Genomic DNA, 21,727 nt, shown 5'->3' with positions numbered 1-21,727 from the left:
GGGCGATGCCCGGGACGGGGTGCAGCGCGAGGGGAGGGAGATTCTTCGGTCGCGCTACCGGCTTCGCGATTTTTTCCGAGTGCCCGGGGTGGGCGCTCCCTCAGAATGACAGGTGTTTCCGCGGATTGCGCATCATCCGGAGTCAACGGAGAGCCCGAACTCCGTTACCTCCGTTGACTCCGTGTGAGGCCATCTTTTCACGATTTTCGGGCGTACCGAGGCGGCGTCGAACGATCCGCAAAGAAAAAAAGATTTCTCACGCAGAGGAAACAGAAGAAACAGAGGAAGCAGAGAACCGACTCTGCTTCCTCTGCTTCTTTGCGCGAGCAATGGTCCGCCGTGGGACGCCGATCTTCCGGATTGCGCGGCATCCGCGGGCCGGGCACAGCGTAATTACGCGAATTACATGAAAATGGCGTTTCGCGTCATTGATCAGTATCATTGATGTGAAGGGCCATACAGCGGCCGGAGCACCATCCGGCAACGTTGGTGCGGTGATGTTTCGTGAGGGATGTCCAGACAAATCCAGCGGCTCAGACGGGGGGACCGGCGTGCAATGTTTGTTCAATATTGAGCAATGAGTCGTCCAACACGGAGTGGGGCGGCGCACGGCGAAGGTCAGGGGGAACGCGGCCGGCGCAATGCCGCGACCTTCGCGGGCGCGGACACGGCGGGCGGCGCCGTGGCCGAGAGCACGGGGCTGTACCAGCTGCTGGTGGACAGCGTCCAGGACTACGCCATCTTCGCGCTGGACGCCGCCGGGTACGTGCTGAGCTGGAACGCCGGGGCGCAGCGGCTCAAGGGCTACACGCGCGACGAGATCGTGGGCCGGCACTTTTCCACCTTCTACACGCCCGAAGACCTGGCCACCGGCAAGCCCGCGTGGGAGCTGGAGGTCGCCGAGCGCGACGGCCGCGTGGAGGACGAGGGATGGCGCGTTCGCAACGACGGAACGCTGTTCTGGGCCAACGTGGTCATCACCGCCCTGTTCGACGAGTCGGACACGCTGGTGGGGTTCGCCAAGGTCACCCGCGACCTTACGCAGCGGCGCCGCACCGAAGAGTCGCTGCGCGTCAGCGAGGAGCGCTTCCGGCTGCTGGTGCACAGCGTAAAGGACTACGCCATCTTCATGCTGGACCCCGACGGCCGGGTGAGCAGCTGGAACGAGGGGGCGCAGCGCATCAAGCAGTACACGCCCGGCGAGATCATCGGCCGCCACTTCTCCACCTTCTACACGGCCGAAGACCTGGCCGCGGGAAAGCCGGCGTGGGAGCTGGAGACCGCCATCCGCGACGGCCGCGTGGAGGACGAGGGGTGGCGCATTCGCAAGGACGGCACGCGGTTCTGGGCCAACGTGGTCATCACCGCGGTGCGCAACGGGCGGGGCGAGCTGATGGGCTTCGCCAAGGTGACCCGCGACCTTACTGAGCGGCGCGAGGCCGAGGCCCTGGCGATGGAGTCGGCGCGCCGCATCGCCGAGGCCGAGGCGGCCAACCGCACCAAGAGCGAGTTCCTGGCGGCCATGAGCCACGAGCTGCGCACCCCGCTGAACGCCATCGGGGGATACGCGGAGCTGATGGCGATGGGGCTGGGCGGCACGGTGACCGGCGAGCAGCAGGGCTACCTTGAAAAGATCCAGCGCAGCCAGCGCCACCTGCTGCAGATCATCAGCGACCTGCTCAACTTCAGCCGCATCGAGGCGGGGCAGATCGAGTACGAGGTGGCGCCCGTGCCGCTGCAGGCCAGCATCCACAGCGTGAGAGCCATGCTGCTTCCGCAGGCGGGCGAAAAGCGGATCGGCCTGGTGCTGGGGCCGTGCCCCGCGGGGCTGTGCGCGCTGGCGGACGCGGTGAAGATGGAGCAGATCATCCTGAACCTGTGCAGCAACGCCGTAAAGTTCACGCCGGAGGGCGGGCGCGTCGAGGTGAGCTGCGAGACGCGCGGCGACCGGGTGGCGGTGATGGTGAGCGACACCGGCGTGGGCATTCCGCCCGACCAGGCGGACCGCATCTTCGAGCCGTTCGTGCAGCTGGGCCGCGGACTCACCACGCAGCACGAGGGCACCGGGCTGGGGCTGGCGATCAGCCGCGACCTGGCGCGCGCCATGGGTGGCGACCTCACCGTGTCCAGCGAGCCCGGCGCGGGCGCCACCTTCACCCTCACCCTCCCCGCGGCCGAGTGAAGGCGGTGCCGGCGGCAGGATGATGGTCGTCCCGGCGCGCGAGGCTGCGGGAGCGAATGAATTCGCCGCTGGAAAATCGCAAAGTCCGCCTGCGCGGACTGCGGCCGCCAGTGTCCAGGCGCGCGTCGGATCACGAGAATTCCGACGGTAGATTCCTCGGTCGCGCCCGTACTCTTTCGACAGGGAACGTTCCGCGCGGCGCTCCCTCGGAATGACAGATTGGAGGGTGGAAAGGATCTGCGGGAGAAGCCCCGTCTGGCGAGCGCACGCGAGCCAGACGGGGCTTTTCGCTTTCCCAGCAGCGGGTTTACCCGCTCATCACCCGGGCTTCGGAAACGCTTAGAAGTCGTTCGAGTACGAGACGATCTTCCAGCGGCCGCCGTGCTCGACCAGCGAGCCGAAGAGCTTGAGCGGCGCCGCTTCGCCGTCCTTCGCGATCGTCCGGATGGTGCAGGCGTGCCAGTAGCGGCTGCCCCCCTCCACCTGCGGCGCCGCCTCGCAGGTGTATGCGCCAAAGCGCGCCTGCCCGCCCCCCAGGCGCCGCAGCACGCGGGTGATCCCCTTTTCGCTCTCCTGCTGGTGCAGCATCCACATCACCTCGGGCTGCATGCGGGTGGCGGGGTTCATCCGCTGCAGGGAGGGAAAGTAGATCCAGCCGTACTCGGCGCGGTCCAGCACCATCGCCCGCACCGCCGCCGTGTCCTGCCGCGCCACCGCGTCCACGAAGCGCGCCACCAGGCTGTCGCGCGACCCCGCCCCGCCCGAAAGCGACTCGGTGACCGGCAGCCCCTCGCGAAAGCGCGAAAGCGCCTCGGCGGGCGCGTGGACGGTGTCCACCGCCACCGCGGCCTCCGCCTCGGGCGCGGCGCCCCGGCACCCCGCGGCCAGCACTCCCAGCACCGCCACCGCCATCCATCGAACACGAATCATCGTCATCCCGAACTCTCAGAACGGATTGGCATCACGCGGAGGAAACCGAGGAAGCAGAGAACGCAAACCTCTGCGTCCTCTGCTCCCTCTGCGTGAGAAACTCTTCTTCCCTTACCGGCGGGCGTAGCTGGTCCAGCCCTGCCACCACTTGTCACCACCGGGCGCCGCGGCGCCGCGGTAGTCGGTGCCGGTTACGAACGTGCCGCCGATGGTGGACAGCGCGCCGGTGAAGGCGCCGGTGCCGCCGGTGGCCGCCGCGCTGCCCGAGCCGGGGGTCCAGTCCATGGTCGCCAGCGTGGGCGCCGCGGGACGGGTGGGGAAGGTGGTGAACAGCGAGCCCGTGGTGCCCGCGACCGTCTGCACGCTCCAGGCGGTCTTGGTGGCCGCGCTGTCGGCCTCGGCCGGGAACTGGCCGCTGGCGGTGGTGAACGACTTGGCGTTCTCGGCCAGCAGCAGGTTGCGGATCACCAGGTTCCCCGCGGCGACGCGGTCCCAGGTGGCCTGGTCGCGGATGCTCATGGCCGCGTTGGGCCAGCGGGCGATGATGCCGTTGACGTAGTAGCCGCCCACCCCGCGCCGCAGCAGCATGCCGATGCCGCCGCCCGAGGGCACCACGCCGGGGCCGGTGCCCACGACGGTGAAGTTGGCGAACATCGGCGTGGTGGCCGGCGTGCTGGTGAAGGTGCAGGTGCCGGTGCCGGCGTCGCAGCCGTCGTTCTCGATCCCCTGCGGATCGCTGGACAGGTTGCCGGCGAACGCGCGCGGCGGCAGCACCGTGTCCTGGTAGGCGATCATGAACTGCACCCGGCCGCGGAAGCCCTCCGACGCGTCGAAGTGGTCGTCGCCCGATTCGTACGACACCAGGTACCTGGCGTCCACCTTGCCGCCGAACCACTCGAAGCTGTCGTCCAGGCCGGCCAGCGTCTGCACGTGGTCGACCGTGGTGCCGCTGCCCACCGCCGCCAGGGTAAGGCTGTTCAGCTCCTGGTTGGGCGCCGGGCCAAAGCCGGCGAACTCGATGCGCACGTAGCTCAGCCGGCCGCTGGTGCCGTCGTCGCCGGCCGCGCTGCCGCCCGAGTAGAAGATGGTGTCGTTGGTGGTGTTGTTGGTCCCCGTGCCCTCGAGGATGATGTTGCCCGTGCGGTTGATCTGCCCGTTGCCCACGATGATCACGCCGCCCCAGTCGCCCGGCTGCCGGGCGCCCACTTCACGGGCGGAGGTAAAGACGATGGGCTGGGCCGCCGTGCCGATGGCCTCGATGGTGGCGCCGCGCAGGATGAACAGCGCCGAGCCCTGGTCGCCCTCGACGCGCGTGCCGGACTGGATGGTGAGCTTTGCGCCGTTGCCCACGTGGATGAAGTTGGTGAGCCGGTAGACCGAGTCGCGGAAGAAGGTGCGGTTCGCGGTGATGTCCGCGCCCACCAGCACCACCGGCAGGTTGGAGGTCGTGATGGCCAGCTCGCTGGTGGGCCCCGTCTCGGTGCCGCGCGTGGCGAACACCCGGTAGCGGTAGCTGGTGTTGGCGGTGAGCCCCGTGTCGGTCCAGGTGGCCTGCTGCGTGGTGGCGACCTGGGCGAACTCGCCGCCGGCGCCGGGCGCGCGCTGCACGGTGTAGCCGTCCGCGTCGTCCACGGCCTGCCAGGTGAGCGTGACCTGCTGGCTTCCCACCGCTCCGTTCAGCCCGGAGGGCGCGGTGAGCGGCCGCGGGTCCGTTCCCCCATCGCCGTCGCATGCCGCCAGCGAAGTGGCCAGCAGCACGGACGCGGCGATCCACCGCCGGAGTGCGTTTCTCATCTCGATCCCGGTCCTGGTTTGTGGTGACGTTGGCGGCGTGCGCAACACACGCCGCACCACAGGATCGCGGGGCGGCGTGTAGACGGGGGCACGGCCGTGTTTCGGCAATGTCACGGTGCGATGTTGGAACGCCCCGCGGCTCCGGCGGAAGAAGAGAGAATCCGTCTGACGAAGTGTCGTTCTGAGGGAGGCGCCGCGCAGTGCTCTCTGAATGCCGGGGATCGTGGCGCCGACCGAAGAATCTTTATGCTGAGCGGCGGGATGACGGGTGTTTCCCGGACTTGGGATAGACCGAATCCGGGAAACAACACCTTCATGGGTACAGAGGAACAGAGTCAGACAGAGGAACCAAGACGATAGTTCGGCTCGCTTTCTCTGTCTGACTCTGACCCTCTGTACGATTATTCTTTTTCAGGACCTTGCATCATATCAGACCTTCTTCAGCGCGACGCTGGCGGCGATGAGGGGGCCGTGCAGCTTGCCGTTCTCGATGAAGATCTTGTTGGCGTCGTGCCCGCTCACCACCACGCCGGCCACGTAGATGCCGGGAACGTTGGTTTCCATCGTGGCGGGATCGTGGCGGGGGATGGCGGTCCGGGCATCCACCGTAATCCCCAGGCGCGCCAGGGGCGAGGGATCGGGCTCGAAGCCGGTCATCGCCAGCACCCAGTCGTTGGCCAGCGTGCGCCGCTCGCCCGTCTCCAGGCTTTCCACCACCACCTCGCGCGGGCGAATCTCCACCACGCGGTGCCGCCAGAGCGCGGGGATGGCCCCCTCGGCGATGCGGTTGTCGATGTCGGGGCGCACCCACGGCTTTACGCCGCGGTCCAGCTGGTCGAACAGGTGCACCACCGTCACGCGCGCCCCCTCGCGCCAGCAGAGCAGCGCCGCGTCCGCCGCCGAGTTGCCGCCGCCCACCACGACCACGTCCTGGTCCCAGTACGGGTACGGCTCGTTGAAGTAGTACCGCACCTTGGGCAGCTCCGCGCCGGGCACGTCCAGCCGGCGCGGCGTGTCGTAGTAGCCGGTGGCCACCACCACGTTGCGGGCGCGGTGCACGCCTTCTTCGCCCATCCGGCTGCGGGTGCGCAGGACGAACTCGCCCGCGCCGCCCTCCACCGCCGCCACCTCCTGGTACTGCCGCACGTCCAGGCCAAAGTACGCGGCCACCTTGCGGTAGTAGCGCAGCGCCTCGCGCCGCGTGGGCTTGTCGCCGGCGGTGGTAAAGGGAATGTCGGCGATCTCCAGCTTTTCGGGCCCGCTGAAGTAGGTGACGTAGGTGGGATGGTCCATCATGGCCTGCGTGATGGCGCCGCGGTCGAAGAGCACGCACCGCAGCCCCGCCTGCGCCGCCGCCACCCCCACCGCGATTCCGCACGGCCCCGCCCCGATCACCGCGATGTCCGCCACCGCGTCCGCTGTATCCGTCATCTGCCTTGCCCGCTTCGGTTCATCCCACCGCCACGACCGGAATGTGCTCCTCCGCCGCGCCGTACGCCACTTCGCGAAGCTTGTTCCGCGGGCGCTCCGCACCGATCATACGTCCAGCTTCATCCCGCCCCCCTCTCCCGCCGACTCCCATGCGCCTTCATCACGCCCCCTTCCTGCTGCTCGCCGCCTGCTCGGCCGATGCCCGCGACGAGTTCTCCGCCGCGAACGACGCCGCGCCGCCCGCCGCCTCCGCGCTCACGCAGGCGGGCGCATCCACGCCTGCACCCGGGCCGGACCTTCCGGACGCGGACGATCCGCGGCTCTTCCTGGGCCTGGACAGCCTGCGCTGGGCGGAGTGGGAAACGCATCCGCCCACGGATCGCGACGCGCGGCTGCGGGCGCTCGGCGTCCAGCCGATCCGCGCGGACAGCGTCGTGGAGTTCGACCCGGCGGACGGGTACGATCCCAACGGCGAGCGGGCGCGGGACTTCCGCTTCGTCGACTTCAGCGGCGACGGCGTGGCGGACGTGATCTACAACGGCCCCTGGTTCACGCGGAACGACGCGGGGGAGTTCGGCGCGGGAGAGGGAACCAGGCTCAAGCTGTGGCAGGTGATCGAGGGACGCGCGGTGCGGGTGATGGACCACCACGGCGACCTGCAGCGCGTGTGGAGGGGCCGCGCGGGCGGGCCGGTTTCGTTCCGCGTGGTGCACTACGGCTGCTGCTCCGATCCCGTGTGGTCCATCGCGTACCATCGCCCGGTCCAGCGCGGCGACACCGTCCGCTACGAGCCGCACCACTGGGTGATGGGCCGGCAGGAGCTCCAGATCCCCCCCCGCTTTCTCGCGGAGCCGCGCCGGTTCACCGTGGGGAACGATGGATACCTGCTGCGCGCGTCGCCGCGGGTGCAGGATGCGAACGCGGCGGAGGGCGAGGAGTGGTACGCGTGGGAAGGCCGCGGCAACGCGCTGGCGGAGTACGCCCGCGGCGCGCGCGGCACCGCCCTCGCCGAGCAGACGGATTCCACGGGCCGCGTGTGGTGGTTCGTGCGGATGGACCCCGCCACGCCCCCGCGCGACGCGCAGTCGCAGCCTCCCGAGCACGACGGACACCCCGTGCCCGCCGAGCGGCTGGGGTGGATGAGCAGCCGCTTCCTGGTTCCGCAGCCCTGAATCGCCCGAAGCACGCCGCGTAACCGATCCGCGGAAACACTAATCCGCGGGAACGCGTGTCATTCTGAGAGAGCGCCCACCCCGGGATTTCCGAAAAAACCGCGGAGCCCGTCGGCGCGACCGAAGAATCTCCCGCCCCTCGCGCGGAACCCTTCCCCGGGCATCGCCCGGGAACACACCGTGACCGACAGATCCTGCCGTTCCCGACAAAGATTCTTCGGTCGGCGCCATGCTCCCGGGCGAAGGGAGAGCACTGCGCGGCGCCTCCCTCAGAATGACACCTTTGTCCAGGTCCGGTACGACAAAGGCCCTCCCCGCGTCGCGGAGGAGGGCCTTCGTCATCCATCAAACCGAACCGCCGTCGTGCTCAGTCCGCCGCTTCGCGCTGCTCGTCCCCGGCGGCGGCGCGGAGGGCCTGGTCGAAGTCGGCGATGAGGTCGGCGGCGTCTTCGATGCCCAGCGACACGCGCATGAAGCCGTCGCGAATGCCCCCCGCCGCGCGCTGGTCCGGCGTCATCGCCGCGTGGCTGGTGAAGCGCGGCTCGCTGACCAGCGTCTCCACGCCGCCCAGGCTGGGCGCCAGCTTGGCCAGCCGCAGCGCGCGGACGAAGCGGTCCGCAGCCGCCGCCCCGCCCCGCAGCTCGATCCCCACCATCCCGCCGAACCCGTCCAGCACCCGCCGCGCCGTCTCGTGGTCCGGGTGCGAGGGCAGGCCGGGATAGAACACCCGCGCCACCTCGGGCCGCGTCTCGGCCCAGCGCGCGATCTCCATCCCGTTACGGTTGTGGCGCTCCATCCGCACCGAGAGCGTCTTGATCCCCCGCTCCAGCAGCCACGCCGCGTGCGGGTCCAGCGCCGGCCCCCAGATGCGCGCCCGCTTGCGCGCCTCGCCGATGCGCGCGGCGCTGCCGGCCAGCACCCCCGCCGTCACGTCGCTGTGCCCGCCCAGGTACTTGGTGGCGCTGTGCATCACGATGTCGGCCCCGTGCTCCAGCGCGCGGTAGTGCACCGGCGAGGCGAAGGTGGCGTCGACGATGACCGCCGCGCCGTGCGCGTGCGCCGCCTCGGCGATGGGCCGCAGGTCGAGGATGCGCAGCAGCGGGTTGGACGGCGTCTCGCCCAGCACGACCTTCGTGTTGGGCCGCAGCCCGTGCTTCCAGTCGTCCGAGAACAGGTCCACGAACGTGGTCGCGATCCCCAGCCGCGACAGCTCGTCGCCCAGCAGCGCGCGGGTGCCGCCGTAGATGGCGTCCGTGGCCAGCACGTGGTCGCCGGCCTTGAGAACGGAAAGCAGCGCCATCGCCATCGCCGCCATCCCGCTGGAGACCAGCAGCGCGTCCTCGGCCCCTTCCAGCGAGGCGATGCGCCCCTCCAGCAGGCGGCCGTTGGGGCCGTTGCCGTAGCGCGTGTACAGCACCTCACCCTGGCCCGACGGGTCGCTGTAGAAGGTGGTGGTGGGGTAGATGGGCGACACCACCGGCCCGCCGGTGCGCGGCGCCGCCTCGCCCGCGTGGATGGCGCGCGTGCCCAGCCCGTCCGAGGAATGCTCCATCCGCCGTCTACTCCTGGAGAAACGCGGAAAGCGGCGACACGGTTCCGTCCACGTGCACCGCCGCCACCCGCTTGAGATAGAAGTGGGCCAGCACCGCCGTCACCGCCTCGCGGGCCAGCCCCGTGTCTTCGGCCAGCTCCGCGCGGCTGGCGCGGCCGCGCCGCACCAGCGCGTCCCACACGCTGCGCTGGTCCGGGTCGGCCACGCCCAGCAGCTGCGGCTCGTGCCCGTCGGTCACCGCCACCAGCAGCAGCTCGTGCCGCTCCAGCACCGCCTCGATGGCCTCGCCGTGGTGCTCCTGCAGGTTGCGGACGATGAAGAACGCCTCGGCCGGCCGCTCGTCGCCCAGGTAGCGCAGCAGCAGCTTGGCCACGATCTCGTCCGCGCACGAGTAGTCCAGCACCCGCACCTGGCCAAAGTCCAGGATGCTGAGCGTGACCTGCGGCGCGCCCTCCATCTCGGCGATCTGGCTTTCGACGCCGTTGCGGATGGCGCGCCCGGTGGGGCGCGTCACCAGGTTGCTGAACAGCGAGGTCACCGAGCGGCGGCCGACGTGGCTCAGGTCGATGGGCAGCGGAGCGACCCTGCGGCCGTGCAGCATGTCGTTCAGGCCGCGGCGGCCTCGTCCACCGTCACCTTCTCCATCCGGTCCCCGCGCGCCAGCTGGTTCACCACGTCCAGCCCCTGCGTCACCTTGCCGAACACGGTGTGCACGCCGTTCAGGTGCGTGGTGTTCTGCTCGCTCAGCACGATGAAGAACTGGCTGCCGCCCGTGTCCTTGCCGGCGTGCGCCATCGACAGCGAGCCCACCTCGTGCCGGTGCGGGTTCCCCCTGGTCTCGCACTTGATCTGCCACCCCGGCCCGCCGCTGCCCACGCCGCGCTCGTCCAGCCCCCTGGGCCCCTTGGTGATGGGGTCGCCGCCCTGCACCACGAAGTCCGGGATCACCCGGTGAAAGATGATGCCGTCGTAGTAGCCGTCCTTTACCAGCCGGGTGAAGTTGGCCACCGTCTCGGGCGCCTCGTTGGGGTAGAGCTCGGCGGAGAAGGAGCCCTTGTTGGTCGTAAAGTTTACGGTCGGCATGGTCGTAATCCAGTGCGTGAGTGCGTGAGTGCGTGAGTGCGGAAGTCAAAGAAAGTACGCGGTTCGCGTACCTCGTACCGGTGGTCAGCGTCGCACGTAGCCGGGACGCCCGCCGGGGCGGGCGGCGGGCGGCTCGGGCGGCGGGGCCGGGTCGCGCGCGGGAAGCACGATCAGGATCTGCGCGCCGGGAAAGGACGCCAGCTCCGTGGTCATGGGCTCGCCGTCGTCCCAGTCGGGCACGTCGCTGATGCGCGCGCTGCCGCTGCGGATGGCGATCTTGCCCCCCCAGCGCCCCACGCGGCGGCGGATCTGCTTGAGCCCCTGCCCGCGGCCCGGATCGCGGAAGCGGGTGACGCCGTGGATGAACGCGGCCTCCAGCGCCGTGGCGTCGCCCCAGCGGTCGCCAAAGCGGCCGGCGTGCTCGCGCTCCAGCGATCCCCGGAATCCCACCCCCAGGTCCACCACGGCGATCACCACCACCCGCTTGTCCACCCGCCGCCAGCGCCGGTACGTCTGGATCCCCACCCAGCCGGGCGCGTCGGCGTGCTCCACGATGTTCTGCGACACCTCGCTCAGCAGCATGCTGAACGCCATGGCGTCGGCCTGCGAGTACCCCAGCTGCTCCGAGAGCAGCTGCCCGATGCGGTGCTCGTTCAGCTGCTCGATCACCCCGTGCACGTCGTCGGACGAGCCCACGACGGTGATGGGAAGGAGCACGCTGCTTTCGCCCGCGCGCGGCCGGGGCGCGTCGTGCATCTCGAAGATGCTGTCGGCCGCGGCGACGAAGCCCATCCGCGTAAAGTACCCCGCCACGTCCGGCGACTGCGGAAACTGCAGGATGGGCGGCACCCCGTCGCGCGTAAAGTGCTGTCCCAGGGCCAGCAGCCCCGTCATTCCGTACGGATCCGCGAAGCGCACGTGCCGCGCATCGAACAGCACGCGCTGGTCGCCGGCCTGCGACGCCTCGGCGATCAGGGTGTCGAACGCCTCGGAATCGAGCGTGGGGGGTACGGCGACTACGCGGGTCATCGGGCGTGGGCTCGGGGCGTTTTCATGGCGGGCAACTTAGCACCCCGCGCGCGGGGGAGAAAGTGCGGAGGGAGGGGGCGCGGAGGAGAGGGGCGAGCCCGGCGGCAAGGGCGAATGAATTCGCTGCAACAACCACACGAAGTCCGCCTTCGCGGACAGGCGGGCGGCGGTGTTTCGGCGGGTTCGGTGGGCGTGGACGACTCCAGGCGAGCTCCGCGAAGTCGCCCCGGGTTGAAACCCGGGGCTGGAAATGCCATAAGCCCGGTCTCGGCTCGTTGCACTCGCCGAACCGGGCTTCAACCCCTCGAACGCACCGGCCCCTCCACCATCCTCGGCCCCTGCCCACACGAGCAGGTGAAGCCCCGCCGGGCGAGCTTTGCGAGCCCAGGGCGGGGCTTATGGCCCTTCTAGCCGCGGGCTTTAGCCCGTGGCGGCGTCGGTGGCCTCGCCCGCGGCCGCGTCGCCCGGCGCGGACGCCAGGTGCGCGTACAGGTCCGTCGCGCCGCGCACCTCCATCTTGCGGCCGGCGAATCGGTGGGCGCGGCGGACGGCATCCACCACGTCCATGCCGGACAGGAGGGAGGCGAAGAAGGTGGTGCCCCACACGTCGCCGGCGCCGGTGGGGTCGCCGGGAAGGCGGCCCGCGGCGGGGGGGATGGTGGTGGTGCGGACCGGTGTGCCCTCCTGCATCCTCCACCCCGGCCAGCGGAGCGGATCCCCCGGAAAGCCCGCGCGCACCGCGGCCGTGGCGCCCTCGCCGCCGCGCGTCAGCAGCACCAGCCCCGGCCCGCGATCCAGCAGCTGGTCGACCGGCGACGCGGCGGATGCGTCCGGGGAGGCACCAAGCATCGCCAGCTCGTCTTCGTTCAGCTGGATGGCGTGAAAGCAGGCGGCCCAGCGCTCCCACTGGGGCAAGCTGCGCATCTGGCGGATGCCCGCGCCGGGGCAGCCCAGGAAGAGGGAGTGCAGGTCCGCGTAGATGGGTCCGTCAAAGGACGCGCGCAGACGCTCCGCCGTCTCCAGCTCCATCTCGAAGCCGGAGAGAAAGTTGACGTACAGCGCGTCAATCCCCTGCAGCCGCGGCGCCAGCTCGTCCCACGTCCACGCGTTCACGCCGCCGGTCAGCCGCTCGCCGCGCCGCGAATCATCCGTGTAGCGCAGTTCCACCCGGTTGTTCGGCTCCGGGACCACGAGGATGCCGGATTGCGGATCGATTCCCGGCAACCCGGCCATGAACCGCCGCGCCTCGTCCGCCAGGTCCGCGCCCACCTTGACGATCGGCACGATCTCCCAGCCGTCCGGGCGCACGGCGGCCGCGGCGGCCAGCGAGTACGCCACCCCGCCCCACGTCTGGAACGGCTGCCCCGCCTGCACGTCCTCCAGCGTCCAGATGGTGTCCCAGACGAACGTGCCGACGACGCCGAGCTTCATGAGTGCGGGAGTGCGGGAGTGCGAAAGTGCGAAAGTGCGAAAGTGCGAAAGTGCGAAAGAGAAGGGGCTAGGCGTCGTCTGCGTTGGCGGGCGCCCTCACCCGCTCGCTCGGGCTCGCACCCTCTCCCGAAAGCGGGAGAGGGTATAGGTGTCGCGAATGCCCTCCGCGCGTTTAGGCAGTTGAAGCCCCGTTCGCGAGCGCCAGCGAGCCGAGACGGGGCTTGTCGCTTTCCCAGCAGCGGGTTTACCCGCTCATCCGCCACCCGCCCAACGCGATCGCCGCCCTTACCGTGCCGGCGCCAGAAGCTCCAGGATCTCTTCCAGCTCGGTGCGGAGGGAGCGGACGAACGAGCGCTCCAGGGCCCGGGAGGCGAGCTCGGCGGCGGCGCCTTCCTGGCGCAGCTCGTCGATGCGCTTGCGGGCGCCTTCCAGCGTGTAGCGCTCGTCGTGCACCAGGTGGCGGATCAGCGCGATCAGCTCCAGGTCGCGGGCGCGGTACACGCGGTTCCCCGAGCGGTTCTTGGGCGGCGACAGCGCCGGGAACTGCGTCTCCCAATAGCGCAGCACGTGCGGCTTTACGTCGAACAGCGCGCACACCTCGCCGATAGAGTAGAACTCCCGCTGCGGCCGCTTCATCCGCCCCTCCCCCCCAACCCCGCCACGCCCACCGCACCCGCCCCAACTCCATCGTCAGCCTGTCCGCGAAGGCGGACGTCGTGTGCTTGTTGCAGCGAATTCATTCGCCCTTCGAGGATGCCGGACGCGGAGGTGCTCATCTTCCAATCAGCATGCGGACCCAATTCAGACCCAGCCCCACTCTCCCACCCCGTTCGCCCCTTCGCCCCTTCACCCCTTCACCCCTTCACCCCTTCACCCGCCACCCTCACCCCCACTGCTCCGGCTTCGGCTCGCGCAGCATCAGCTGCTCGATCGCGTCGCGGGCGTTCAGGCCGTCGTACAGCAGCGCGTACACGGCTTCCACGATCGGCATCTCCACGCCCGTCCGGTGCGCCAGGTCGCGGGCGGAGCGGGCCGTGCGCACCCCCTCGGCCACCATCACCATCCCCCCCAGCACCTCGTCCAGCGGCCGCCCCTTCCCCAGCTCCACGCCCACGGTGCGGTTGCGGCTCAGCCCGCCGGTGCAGGTCAGAATCAGGTCGCCGATCCCCGCCAGCCCCGCCAGCGTCCGCGGGTCCGCCCCCAGCGCCGCGCCCAGCCGCATGATCTCGGCAAGCCCGCGGGTGATGAGCGCCGCCTGGGTGTTGTAGCCAAAGCCGAGGCCTTCCACCACCCCCGCCGCGATGGCGATCACGTTCTTCACCGACCCGCCCAGCTCCACCCCGCGCACGTCGTGGCTGGTGTAGACGCGAAAGTACGGCGTCTGGAACGCCGCCTGCGCGCGCACCGCCGCGTCCTGGTCCTCCGACGCCATCGTCACCGCGGTCGGAAACCGCAGCCCCACCTCGCGCGCGAAGCTGGGGCCGCTCAAAAAGCACGCGGTGCGGCTGATGGAGGGCGGCAGCACGTCGGCCAGCACCGCGTCCATCGTCTTGAGCGACTCGTTCTCGATCCCCTTGCTGGCACTCACCACCAGCGCGTCCGGCGGCATGTGCTCCGCCGCCTGCGCCATCACCTGGCGGACCACGTGGGATGGAGAGACGGAAAGCACCAGGTCCGCGCCGCGCAGCGCCTCGGCCATGTCGGGCGTGGCGCGCAGCCCGGGGTCCAGGGCGATGCCGTCCAGGTACTTGCGGTTCTCGTGCAGGCGGTTGATGTCGTCGGCCACGTCGTGCTCGTAGCTCCACACCGTCGTCTGCGTCCCCTTGGCCGCCAGCAGGTTGGCCAGCGCCGTCCCCCAGCTCCCCGCCCCGATCACCGCCGCGCGCGCCGTCATTCCGCCGTCTCCGCGTCCGCCGTCACCGCCGCGGCGGCCACCGTGGCCTGCGGCTCCTTCTTTGCCCCAAAGCGCGGCTCCTCGCCCCGCAGGATGCGCCCGATGTTGCCGCGGTGCGCGAAGATGACGAACGCCACCACCGCGAACCCCAGCATCCGCGCCTCTTCCAGGTGCACCGGCGTCAGCAGCAGCATGATGCCCACCGTGAGCGCCGCCAGGATCGACGCCGCCGAGACCATCCGCATCGTCTTGAGGACGATCAGCCACACGGCCACCCCCGCGCCCAGCGCGACCGGCGCCAGCCCCAGGAACACGCCCGCGCTGGTGGCGACGCCCTTGCCGCCCTTGAAGCCCATGTACACCGAGTACACGTGCCCCACGATGGCCGCCGCGCCGTACGCCAGCGCCCACCGCGGGTCCGCCGACGCATCGTCCCACTGGCTGAAGGCCACCACCGGAAAGGTGCCCTTGAGGATGTCGAACACCATCACCGGCGCGGCCACCTTGGCGCCCAGCACGCGAAAGGTGTTGGTGGCGCCCAGGTTGCCGCTGCCGTGCTCGCGCAGGTCGATCCCCTTCGCCATCCGCCCCGCCACGTAGCTGGCGGGAATGGCGCCCAGCAGGTACGAGGCGGCGACCAGCAGCCAGGGGGTCACTCGTCCTCCTCCTCGTCGTCCCAGCCGTCGTCCCCGTCGAGCGCGTCGTCGTCCTCGAACTCCTCGTCGAAGTCGTCCTCGCCGCGGCCGCCTCCGCCGCCCACGTACACCACCTCCACGCCGTCGTCCGCCGCCTCGTCCACCGGCTGGGGCGTGCCCTGCTTGCGGCGCGGGCGGCCCTCGTCGTCGCGGCGGCGCAGGCGAATGACCACCGGCGCGCCCTCGAAGCTCCACGCCGCGCGAAAGCCGTTCATCAGGTAGCGCTCGTAGCTCTCGGGCACCCCCTCAGGGTCCGTGCACCACAGGATGAAGGTGGGCGGCTCGACCGCCACCTGCGTCCCGTACTGAAAGCGGATGGCGCGGCCCTGGTAGGTGGGCGGCTTGGTGCGCACCACCATCGCCCGCAGCACCTCGTTGACCTGGTGGGTGGGAATGCGCCGCTGCCGCTGCTCCTGCACCTTCAGGATCAGCTCCATCACCCCGTTCACCCGCAGGCCGGTCTTGGCGCTGGTGAAGAGGATGGGGACCCAGTGCAGGTAGGGCGCGCGCTTCTGGATCTCTTCCTCGTACCGCCGCGAGGTCATGGTCTCCTTTTCGACCAGGTCCCACTTGTTGGCGATGATGATGAGGCCCTTGCCGCTGTCCCACGCCTTTTCGGCGATCTTCAGGTCCTGCACCGCGATCGGCTCCTGCGCGTCCACCAGCAGCACGCACACGTCCGCGCGGTCGATCGCGCGCTCCGTGCGGATGGCGCTGTAGAACTCCACGCCCTCGTCGATCTTGCTCTGCCGCCGCAGCCCCGCCGTGTCGACGAAGATGAAGCCGCGCCCCTTGTACTTCATGGGCGTGTCGATGGCGTCGCGCGTGGTCCCCGCCACGTCGCTCACCACCAGGCGCTCCTCGCCCAGCAGCCGGTTGACGAACGACGACTTGCCCACGTTGGGGCGGCCGATGACGGCCACGCGCAGCGCCTCTTCCTCCTCTTCCGTCCCCTCGGGGAGCTGCCAGACGATCTGGTCCAGCACGTCGCCGCTCCCCTTGCCGCTGGTGGAGCTGACGGGAAACGGCTCGCCGATGCCCAGGTCCCAGAACTCGTGGTGCCCCGTGGCCGTGGGCGCGCCCAGGTTGTCCATCTTGTTGACCAGCAGCAGCGCCGGCTTCTGCGTCTTGCGCAGGTGCTCGGCGATGGCGTAGTCCAGCGGGTGCGGCCCGGCCTTGCCGTCCACCAGCTGCACCAGCACGTCGGCCTCGCCGATGGCGGCCATCACCTGGTCGCGGATCAGGCGGTCCATGGGCTCGTCGCTGCCCTCGATCATGCCGCCGGTGTCGACCAGGTAGAACTCGCGGCCGTTCCACTCGGTGCGGGCGTAGTTGCGGTCGCGGGTCACGCCCGGCCGGTCCTCGACGATGGCGACGCGCTCGCCCAGGACGCGGTTGAAGAAGGTGGACTTGCCGACGTTCGGCCGCCCCACGACGGCCACCACTGGGAGCTTCACGTGCCCTGGCTTCGCTGAATGGATGGAACGATGACGACGATCATCATCGGAAACTGCGTGAACTGCATTCTCCGGGCGTGTCCCTCCGCTGCGCTCCGGGCCGGGCTGCGCGCGCCGTAGGCAACGATACGACTGTTGCCAACGGCGCCGAGCCCCCGGCGCGCACCGGCTCTCGCCCGTTCCCGCCGCGCCCGTGCATGCGCGCCGGGTTCTCGGCCCTGCGGGCGCGCATCCCTCACGCAAACGCGCTCCGCGCGCTTCTTCTCTCCGCGAGGGAGCGAGCGGGAGGGGCCCCGCACAACGAGACGAGCGGCCCCGGCAGCGCCGGCGGCCGCTCGCGGCAGGCGGACGCGCACACGGTCTATCATCTCACGCCGGACCGGCGAATATGCCCGCCGCGCCCGGACGCGTCAACAACGAGCGCCGCCGGGGCCTACTGCGGCCGCACTTCCTTGATGATCGTCACGTCGCCGCCGCCCAGCGTCACGTCGTCGTCGACGCCGCTCAGCGGGGCATGGCCGCGGTCGTCCAGCGGCGCGGCGCCGCCGCGGTCGTCCAGGGGCTCGGTGCCGCCGGTCCCGTCGTCCAGCCGCGCGCCGCACGAGGCGCACAGCGTGGCGCCTGCGTCGTACGCCTCGCCGCAGTTGGAGCAGGCGAAGCTGACCTCGCCCTCGTCGCTGCTGTACGACTGCACCAGCTCCATCGCCTCCGAGAACTGCCACACCGGCACCAGCACCCGCACGATGGCCATCTCGCCCAGGTCCATGGGAAAGACGTGGTCGTCGCGCTGCGAGTACAGCTGCGCGTCGGTGCCCTCGGCCTTCAGGTTCTCGACGATGAGCCCGCCCTCGATCTCGTCGCTGGTGGTGTACACCTGCGCCCACCCCTCGATGATGGGGACGTGCGCGTGCAGGTCGCACCGCGCGGGCTGGGTGCCGCCGGGGTCCGCGCCGCAGGCGGTGCGGCCGCAGAGCACGCAGCGGAACACCGCGTTGCGCGACGGGTCGTCGTCACAGGGAATGGGCCCGCGCAGAAATCCGCACGAGGGGCATGCGTCGCCGCCGGTGTACTCGGCGCCGCAGCGGGGACACGCGAACGTGGCTTCGGGGGCTTCGACGGACAAGGATCGGGTCTCCGGAGTGGACTGAAAACGCACGGGTAACGCTTCGGCTGCGGGCGGGGAAGCGCAAGAAGCGTGCAGGGTGCCGGGGACGAGGGAATAGGGAACAGGGAATAGGGAATAGCGGGCGTGGACTCGCGACGGAGTCGGCGGCGCCGTTTCTACTGGATCCGAAGAACCACCTGTCATTCTGAGGAAGCGCCCACCCCGGACTTCCGGGAAAGCCGCGAAGTCCGTTGGCGCGACCGAAGAATCTCCCTCCCCTCGCGCGGACCCCTCTCCCGGGCATCGCCCGGGAAACACACCGTGACGGACAGATCCTGCCGTTTCCGACAAAGATTCTTCGGTCGGCGCCATGCTCCCGAGTGAGAAGAAAGCACTGCGCGGCGCCTCCCTCAGAATGACAGTTTTGTCGGATCGGGTACAACCAAATCCGAGGAAACACCTGTCATTCTGAGGCAGCGCCCACCCCGGACTTCCGGGAAAGCCGCGAAGCCCGTTGGCGCGACCGAAGAATCTCCATCCCCTTGCGCGGAACCCTCTCCCGGGCATCGCCCGGGAACCCCGCGTGACGGATAGATCCTGCCGTTTCCGAGAAAGATTCTTCGGTCGGCGCCAAGCTCCCCGGTGAAAGGAAGCCACCTCGCGGCGCCTCCCTCAGAATGACAGGTTTCGTCCAACCAAGATGATATTTCAACTCGCTTTCTCTGTCTGACTCTGTTCCTCTGTACGCTCATTCTTTTTCAGGATCTGGTATAGGGCACCTTTTTTCCGAAACCGGACGGAACGAAAGAAGGCGGGGCGAGGGATCGAAATCCCCCGCCCCGCCCTGCATCCACCGGAATCCCGAAAGGCTCAGCCGCCGACGACGCGGTAGGTCACGCCCAGCACGGGCGCCGAGCTGGGGATGGTGAGCTCGAAGCGCGAGTTCTGGTCCTTGGCGGGCGGGGTGATGGTCACCCGGCCGGTGCCCAGCTCGCCGCTGGCACCGTGCAGCGTGAACTCCACCTGCACCGGGGCGGTGGGGCCGGTGCCCACGGCGGTGCCGCGCACCTGCGTGTTGTCGGCTTCCACGTCGATGGTGATCCCCTCCAGCTGCACCGGCAGCTGCTCGCCGCGCTGGCTGATCTGGCGCGCCTGCCGCCCCAGCTCGCCCGCCTGCGCCGTGTTCCCCGCCTGCGTGGCCGCCTGCGACTGGCCGGCGTAGGCGTTGTAGTACAGGATCCACGCCCCGTAGCTGAGCGGCGCCACCTCGGTGGCCCGCTGCGCCGCCGGCACCAGCTGCTGCCAGCGCTGCAGGTTGTTCAGCGCCAGCGCGTAGTTGTACCACGCCTCGGGATTGTTGGGGAGCCGCTGCGTAAGGTCGGCCAGCAGCTCGGCCGCCTGGGGCGACTGCTGCCGGTTCAGGTACTGGGCGCTGGCCAGCACCAGCGCGTTCAGCGTGTTGCTGCGCGTCTCGGTCCGGTTGGCCATCACCTCGGCCGAGGTGTCGGCCGGCAGCGCGTCGATGATCTCGACCACGCGGCGCCAGCGGCGCACCGCCTCGTCGGTGTTCTGGCGCTGGAACGACACCAGGCCCAGGTAGAACTCGGCCGGGTAGCTGGTGGGGTCAAGGCTCAGCGCCGTCTGGTACGCCGCCACGCCGCCCGCCGTGTCGGCCGACTGCACCAGTGAGCTTCCCCGCTCCACCGCGCCCGAGGCCGAGATGCGGCGCACGCGGTCCACGTCGTACTCGCCCAGCCCGGGGCACAGCTCCACCGAGCGCCGCAGCAGGCTGTCGGCGTCCGCGTAGTCGCGCACGCTGGCCGCGGCCAGGCCGGCCAGGTAGTAGGCGTACGCGTTCCCCGGCGACGCGGCGATGGCGCGGCCGGCCTGCTGGCGCGCCAGGCTGTACCGCATGGCGTCGGAACTGTCGGACGCGGCCTGGATGAGCGCCATGGCGCCCGCGGCCGAGTCGGCGGCGGGGGTCGAGGTCAGGGGGCCGGTGGTGCAGGCGACGGTGGGAACCGCCACGTTGATGCGCGGCCCGCCGCCTCCGCCGCCCCCGCCGGTGCCACCCGCGCTGGCGCAGGCGGCCGTGAGGGCCGCAACGGCCAGCGTGCCGAGCAGGCCACGATCGATCTTCATCAGCATCCTCCGTCAGGTTGAAAAGGGATCACGCTTTCCGTCCGGGGAAAGCGGCCACACGGGCCGGCGCTCAGGGCGTCCCGGCCGGGTCTTCGCGGGCGACCCCGTCCGCCAGCAGCGCGCGGTACGCCTGCAGCGGGGTCATTCCCAGGCGCGCGGCGGCGCGCGCCACGTCGTCGAACTCGGGCTTGGCGCGCTCGCCGCCGCCGGGAAGAGCGCTGCGCTTTACGCGGATCTCCTCGCCGCGCCACTGCACCGTCTCCATCCGCCGCGGCAGCACCCGCCGCCCCGCCGGCCAGAAGCGCAGGCCGATGGTGGATCCGCCGCCGAACAGCGCCGCGCTCACGGCCTCCAGCTTCTCGGGGCTGGCCAGCGCCTCGATACGCACGCCGGGGCGCCCCTTCTTCATCACCAGCGGCTGCGCGCTGCAGTCGGCCGCGCCGGCGTCCAGCACGGCCTGCAGCACCGTGGGCACGTACTCGGGGGTAAGGTCGTCCACGTCGCACTGGATGACGACGATCCCCTCGTCCGCCCCGCCCTGCGGCTCGATCAGGATGAGCCGCAGCACGTTGGGCCGGTCCTGCGGGTCGCGCGTCCCCGCGCCGAAGCCGCTGGCCACGGGGGTGTACGTGGCCGGCGGCGGCGCGCCCCCGGTGAGCGCCTGGATGAGCGCCGCGCCCGTGGGCGTGGTGCACTCGCCTTCGAACTCGGGGTCCGCCACCTGCACGCCCTGCAGCAGCTTGAGCACGGCGGGCGGCGGCACGGGAAAGTGCCCGTGCGCCATGTCGACCCACCCGCGCCCCAGCGCCACCGGGCGGGTGTAGAACGACGTGGCGCCCAGCTCGTGACAGCCGGCGACGGCGCTCAGCACGTCGACGATGGCGTCCAGCGCGCCCACCTCGTGAAAGTGCACGCGCTCCACCGTCGTACCGTGCACCGCGGCCTCGGATTCCGCAAGTAGCGTGAACGCGTGCACCGCCCGGTCGCGCACCTCGGGGGCCACGCCGGTGCCCTCGATGATCTTTACGACGTGGTGCAGGTGCCGGTGCGCGTGCTCGTGGGGCAGCTCCAGCAGCAGGCGCGTGCTGGCGATTCCCTTGCGGTTCACGCGCTCGGCGTCCACGCGGATGTCGCCCAGGTTCAGCCCCGCCACGAACGACCGCAGCCACTCCAGCGGCAGCCCCAGGTCCAGCAGCGCGGCGATGGTCATGTCGCCGCTGATCCCCGCGAAGGGATCGAAGATCAGTCCGCGCAACGTGCGTTCCTCGGTGGATACAGGCCAACGGCCCGCCGGCCGCTTTTCTGACGCGTCGCGCCGCACGTCCCTCCACATTCCGCCCGGTGCGGTACGTGATGAACTGCGGCGCGGGTTTTCAGGAGCGGCCCAAGGTAGGCGGGTGCGCGGGCGGAGTCAAATGGGAGCGGATTGCCGCGGGCGAACCGCCACGGCCGAGCGCCACGGGCTAAAGCCCGCGGCTAAAAGGGCCACAAGCCCGGTCTCGGCTCGTTGCACTCGCCGAACCGGGCTTCAACCCCTCCGACGCACCGGCTCTCCATGAGGCTCGGACCCCGCCCCGACGAGCAGGTGAAGCCCCGCCGGGCGAGCTCCGCGAAGGCGCCGCGGGCTAAAGCCCGCGGCTAAAAAGGCCATAAGCCCGGTCTCGGCTCGTTGCACTCGCCGAACCGGGCTTCAACCCCTCGCACGCACCGGCCTCTCCACGTGGCTCGGACCCCGCCCACGCGAGCAGGTGAAGCCCCGCCGGGCGAGCTTTGCGAAGGCGCCACGGGCTAAAGCCCGCGGCTAGAAAGGCCATAAGCCCGGTCTCGGGG

At 70.4% G+C, this 21,727-nt stretch carries 17 protein-coding genes; 2 read left to right on the top strand and 15 right to left on the bottom strand.

The window, feature by feature from the left end; all coding sequences use genetic code 11:
- Positions 1 to 682 precede the first annotated feature (682 nt).
- Positions 683 to 2,182 carry a PAS domain-containing sensor histidine kinase gene (locus VGC13_RS28610; protein WP_331128749.1) on the top strand — a complete coding sequence of 500 codons (1,500 nt, stop codon included), beginning with the start codon at positions 683 to 685 and terminating at the stop codon, positions 2,180 to 2,182.
- A 339-nt stretch (positions 2,183 to 2,521) separates the two neighbouring features.
- Here the strand turns inward: VGC13_RS28610 and VGC13_RS28605 are convergent, their stop codons facing one another.
- The 3 genes from VGC13_RS28605 to VGC13_RS28595 all read right to left on the bottom strand — a co-directional run bounded on the left by VGC13_RS28605 (position 2,522) and on the right by VGC13_RS28595 (position 6,337).
- Positions 2,522 to 3,118 (bottom strand): hypothetical protein, encoded by a 597-nt coding sequence (locus VGC13_RS28605; protein ID WP_331128748.1) that lies wholly within the window; start codon positions 3,116 to 3,118, stop codon positions 2,522 to 2,524.
- A 105-nt stretch (positions 3,119 to 3,223) separates the two neighbouring features.
- The gene (locus VGC13_RS28600) at positions 3,224 to 4,906 is read right to left on the bottom strand and encodes a fibronectin type III domain-containing protein (RefSeq protein ID WP_331128747.1); all 1,683 of its coding nucleotides are present in this window, start codon (positions 4,904 to 4,906) and stop codon (positions 3,224 to 3,226) included.
- Between the two features lie 429 nt (positions 4,907 to 5,335).
- The gene (locus VGC13_RS28595; RefSeq protein WP_331128746.1) at positions 5,336 to 6,337 is read right to left on the bottom strand and encodes a YpdA family putative bacillithiol disulfide reductase; all 1,002 of its coding nucleotides are present in this window, start codon (positions 6,335 to 6,337) and stop codon (positions 5,336 to 5,338) included.
- Positions 6,338 to 6,486: 149 nt separating this feature from the next.
- Here VGC13_RS28595 and VGC13_RS28590 point away from each other — a divergent pair, with 149 nt between their 5' ends.
- Entirely contained in the window at positions 6,487 to 7,509 is a 1,023-nt protein-coding gene (locus VGC13_RS28590; RefSeq protein ID WP_331128745.1) for a hypothetical protein, read from the top strand.
- Between the two features lie 367 nt (positions 7,510 to 7,876).
- Here VGC13_RS28590 and VGC13_RS28585 read toward each other — a convergent pair whose 3' ends face one another.
- The 12 genes from VGC13_RS28585 to larC form a co-directional block, all read right to left on the bottom strand.
- Positions 7,877 to 9,061 (bottom strand): PLP-dependent aspartate aminotransferase family protein, encoded by a 1,185-nt coding sequence (locus tag VGC13_RS28585; protein WP_331128744.1) that lies wholly within the window; start codon positions 9,059 to 9,061, stop codon positions 7,877 to 7,879.
- A gap of 7 nt (positions 9,062 to 9,068) precedes the next feature.
- Positions 9,069 to 9,662: a hypothetical protein gene (locus tag VGC13_RS28580; protein WP_331128743.1), complete on the bottom strand. Its 594-nt coding sequence runs from the start codon at positions 9,660 to 9,662 to the stop codon at positions 9,069 to 9,071.
- 5 nt (positions 9,663 to 9,667) lie between these two features.
- Positions 9,668 to 10,144, bottom strand: coding sequence for a peptidylprolyl isomerase (locus VGC13_RS28575; RefSeq protein WP_331128742.1), 477 nt, complete (start codon positions 10,142 to 10,144; stop codon positions 9,668 to 9,670).
- 84 nt (positions 10,145 to 10,228) lie between these two features.
- Positions 10,229 to 11,173, bottom strand: coding sequence for an ATP-binding protein (locus VGC13_RS28570; protein ID WP_331128741.1), 945 nt, complete (start codon positions 11,171 to 11,173; stop codon positions 10,229 to 10,231).
- A 420-nt stretch (positions 11,174 to 11,593) separates the two neighbouring features.
- On the bottom strand, positions 11,594 to 12,604 hold the full coding sequence (locus tag VGC13_RS28565) for a carbohydrate kinase family protein (protein WP_331128740.1): 1,011 nt from the start codon (positions 12,602 to 12,604) through the stop codon (positions 11,594 to 11,596).
- Between the two features lie 285 nt (positions 12,605 to 12,889).
- On the bottom strand, positions 12,890 to 13,240 hold the full coding sequence (locus VGC13_RS28560; protein WP_331128739.1) for a MerR family transcriptional regulator: 351 nt from the start codon (positions 13,238 to 13,240) through the stop codon (positions 12,890 to 12,892).
- 247 nt (positions 13,241 to 13,487) lie between these two features.
- Positions 13,488 to 14,498, bottom strand: coding sequence for an NAD(P)H-dependent glycerol-3-phosphate dehydrogenase (locus tag VGC13_RS28555; protein ID WP_331128738.1), 1,011 nt, complete (start codon positions 14,496 to 14,498; stop codon positions 13,488 to 13,490).
- Entirely contained in the window at positions 14,495 to 15,154 is a 660-nt protein-coding gene (gene plsY / locus VGC13_RS28550) for a glycerol-3-phosphate 1-O-acyltransferase PlsY (protein WP_331128737.1), read from the bottom strand. Before plsY ends, VGC13_RS28555 begins: the two co-directional genes overlap by 4 nt.
- Positions 15,151 to 16,650, bottom strand: a complete 1,500-nt coding sequence (gene der / locus VGC13_RS28545; protein WP_331128736.1) for a ribosome biogenesis GTPase Der — start codon at positions 16,648 to 16,650, stop codon at positions 15,151 to 15,153. The genes plsY and der overlap by 4 nt, the downstream gene beginning before the upstream one ends.
- A 433-nt stretch (positions 16,651 to 17,083) precedes the next feature.
- On the bottom strand, positions 17,084 to 17,773 hold the full coding sequence (locus VGC13_RS28540) for a hypothetical protein (protein WP_331128735.1): 690 nt from the start codon (positions 17,771 to 17,773) through the stop codon (positions 17,084 to 17,086).
- A gap of 852 nt (positions 17,774 to 18,625) precedes the next feature.
- A complete protein-coding gene (locus tag VGC13_RS28535; RefSeq protein WP_331128734.1) occupies positions 18,626 to 19,897 on the bottom strand; it encodes a tetratricopeptide repeat protein in 1,272 nt (423 codons plus the stop codon).
- Positions 19,898 to 19,967: 70 nt separating this feature from the next.
- On the bottom strand, positions 19,968 to 21,152 hold the full coding sequence (gene larC, locus VGC13_RS28530) for a nickel pincer cofactor biosynthesis protein LarC (RefSeq protein ID WP_331128733.1): 1,185 nt from the start codon (positions 21,150 to 21,152) through the stop codon (positions 19,968 to 19,970).
- Positions 21,153 to 21,727 lie beyond the last annotated feature (575 nt).

Origin of the sequence: Longimicrobium sp., from assembly GCF_036399255.1 — a bacterium.
Lineage (GTDB): Bacteria > Gemmatimonadota > Gemmatimonadetes > Longimicrobiales > Longimicrobiaceae > Longimicrobium.
Note: the sequence above shows the minus strand (reverse complement) of the source record. Positions and strands in the feature narration are given on the sequence as shown.

Bases quoted from the DNA above. Each gene is read 5' to 3' on its own strand.
- VGC13_RS28595 (WP_331128746.1), bottom strand. From the start codon at position 6,337: ATGACGGATACAGCGGACGCGGTGGCGGACATCGCGGTGATCGGGGCG.
- VGC13_RS28585 (WP_331128744.1), bottom strand. From the start codon at position 9,061: ATGGAGCATTCCTCGGACGGGCTGGGCACGCGCGCCATCCACGCGGGC.
- VGC13_RS28555 (WP_331128738.1), bottom strand. From the start codon at position 14,498: ATGACGGCGCGCGCGGCGGTGATCGGGGCGGGGAGCTGGGGGACGGCG.
- VGC13_RS28600 (WP_331128747.1), bottom strand. From the start codon at position 4,906: ATGAGAAACGCACTCCGGCGGTGGATCGCCGCGTCCGTGCTGCTGGCC.
- VGC13_RS28570 (WP_331128741.1), bottom strand. From the start codon at position 11,173: ATGACCCGCGTAGTCGCCGTACCCCCCACGCTCGATTCCGAGGCGTTC.
- VGC13_RS28575 (WP_331128742.1), bottom strand. From the start codon at position 10,144: ATGCCGACCGTAAACTTTACGACCAACAAGGGCTCCTTCTCCGCCGAG.
- VGC13_RS28605 (WP_331128748.1), bottom strand. From the start codon at position 3,118: ATGACGATGATTCGTGTTCGATGGATGGCGGTGGCGGTGCTGGGAGTG.
- VGC13_RS28580 (WP_331128743.1), bottom strand. From the start codon at position 9,662: ATGCTGCACGGCCGCAGGGTCGCTCCGCTGCCCATCGACCTGAGCCAC.
- VGC13_RS28535 (WP_331128734.1), bottom strand. From the start codon at position 19,897: ATGAAGATCGATCGTGGCCTGCTCGGCACGCTGGCCGTTGCGGCCCTC.
- VGC13_RS28560 (WP_331128739.1), bottom strand. From the start codon at position 13,240: ATGAAGCGGCCGCAGCGGGAGTTCTACTCTATCGGCGAGGTGTGCGCG.
- VGC13_RS28565 (WP_331128740.1), bottom strand. From the start codon at position 12,604: ATGAAGCTCGGCGTCGTCGGCACGTTCGTCTGGGACACCATCTGGACG.
- VGC13_RS28590 (WP_331128745.1), top strand. From the start codon at position 6,487: ATGCGCCTTCATCACGCCCCCTTCCTGCTGCTCGCCGCCTGCTCGGCC.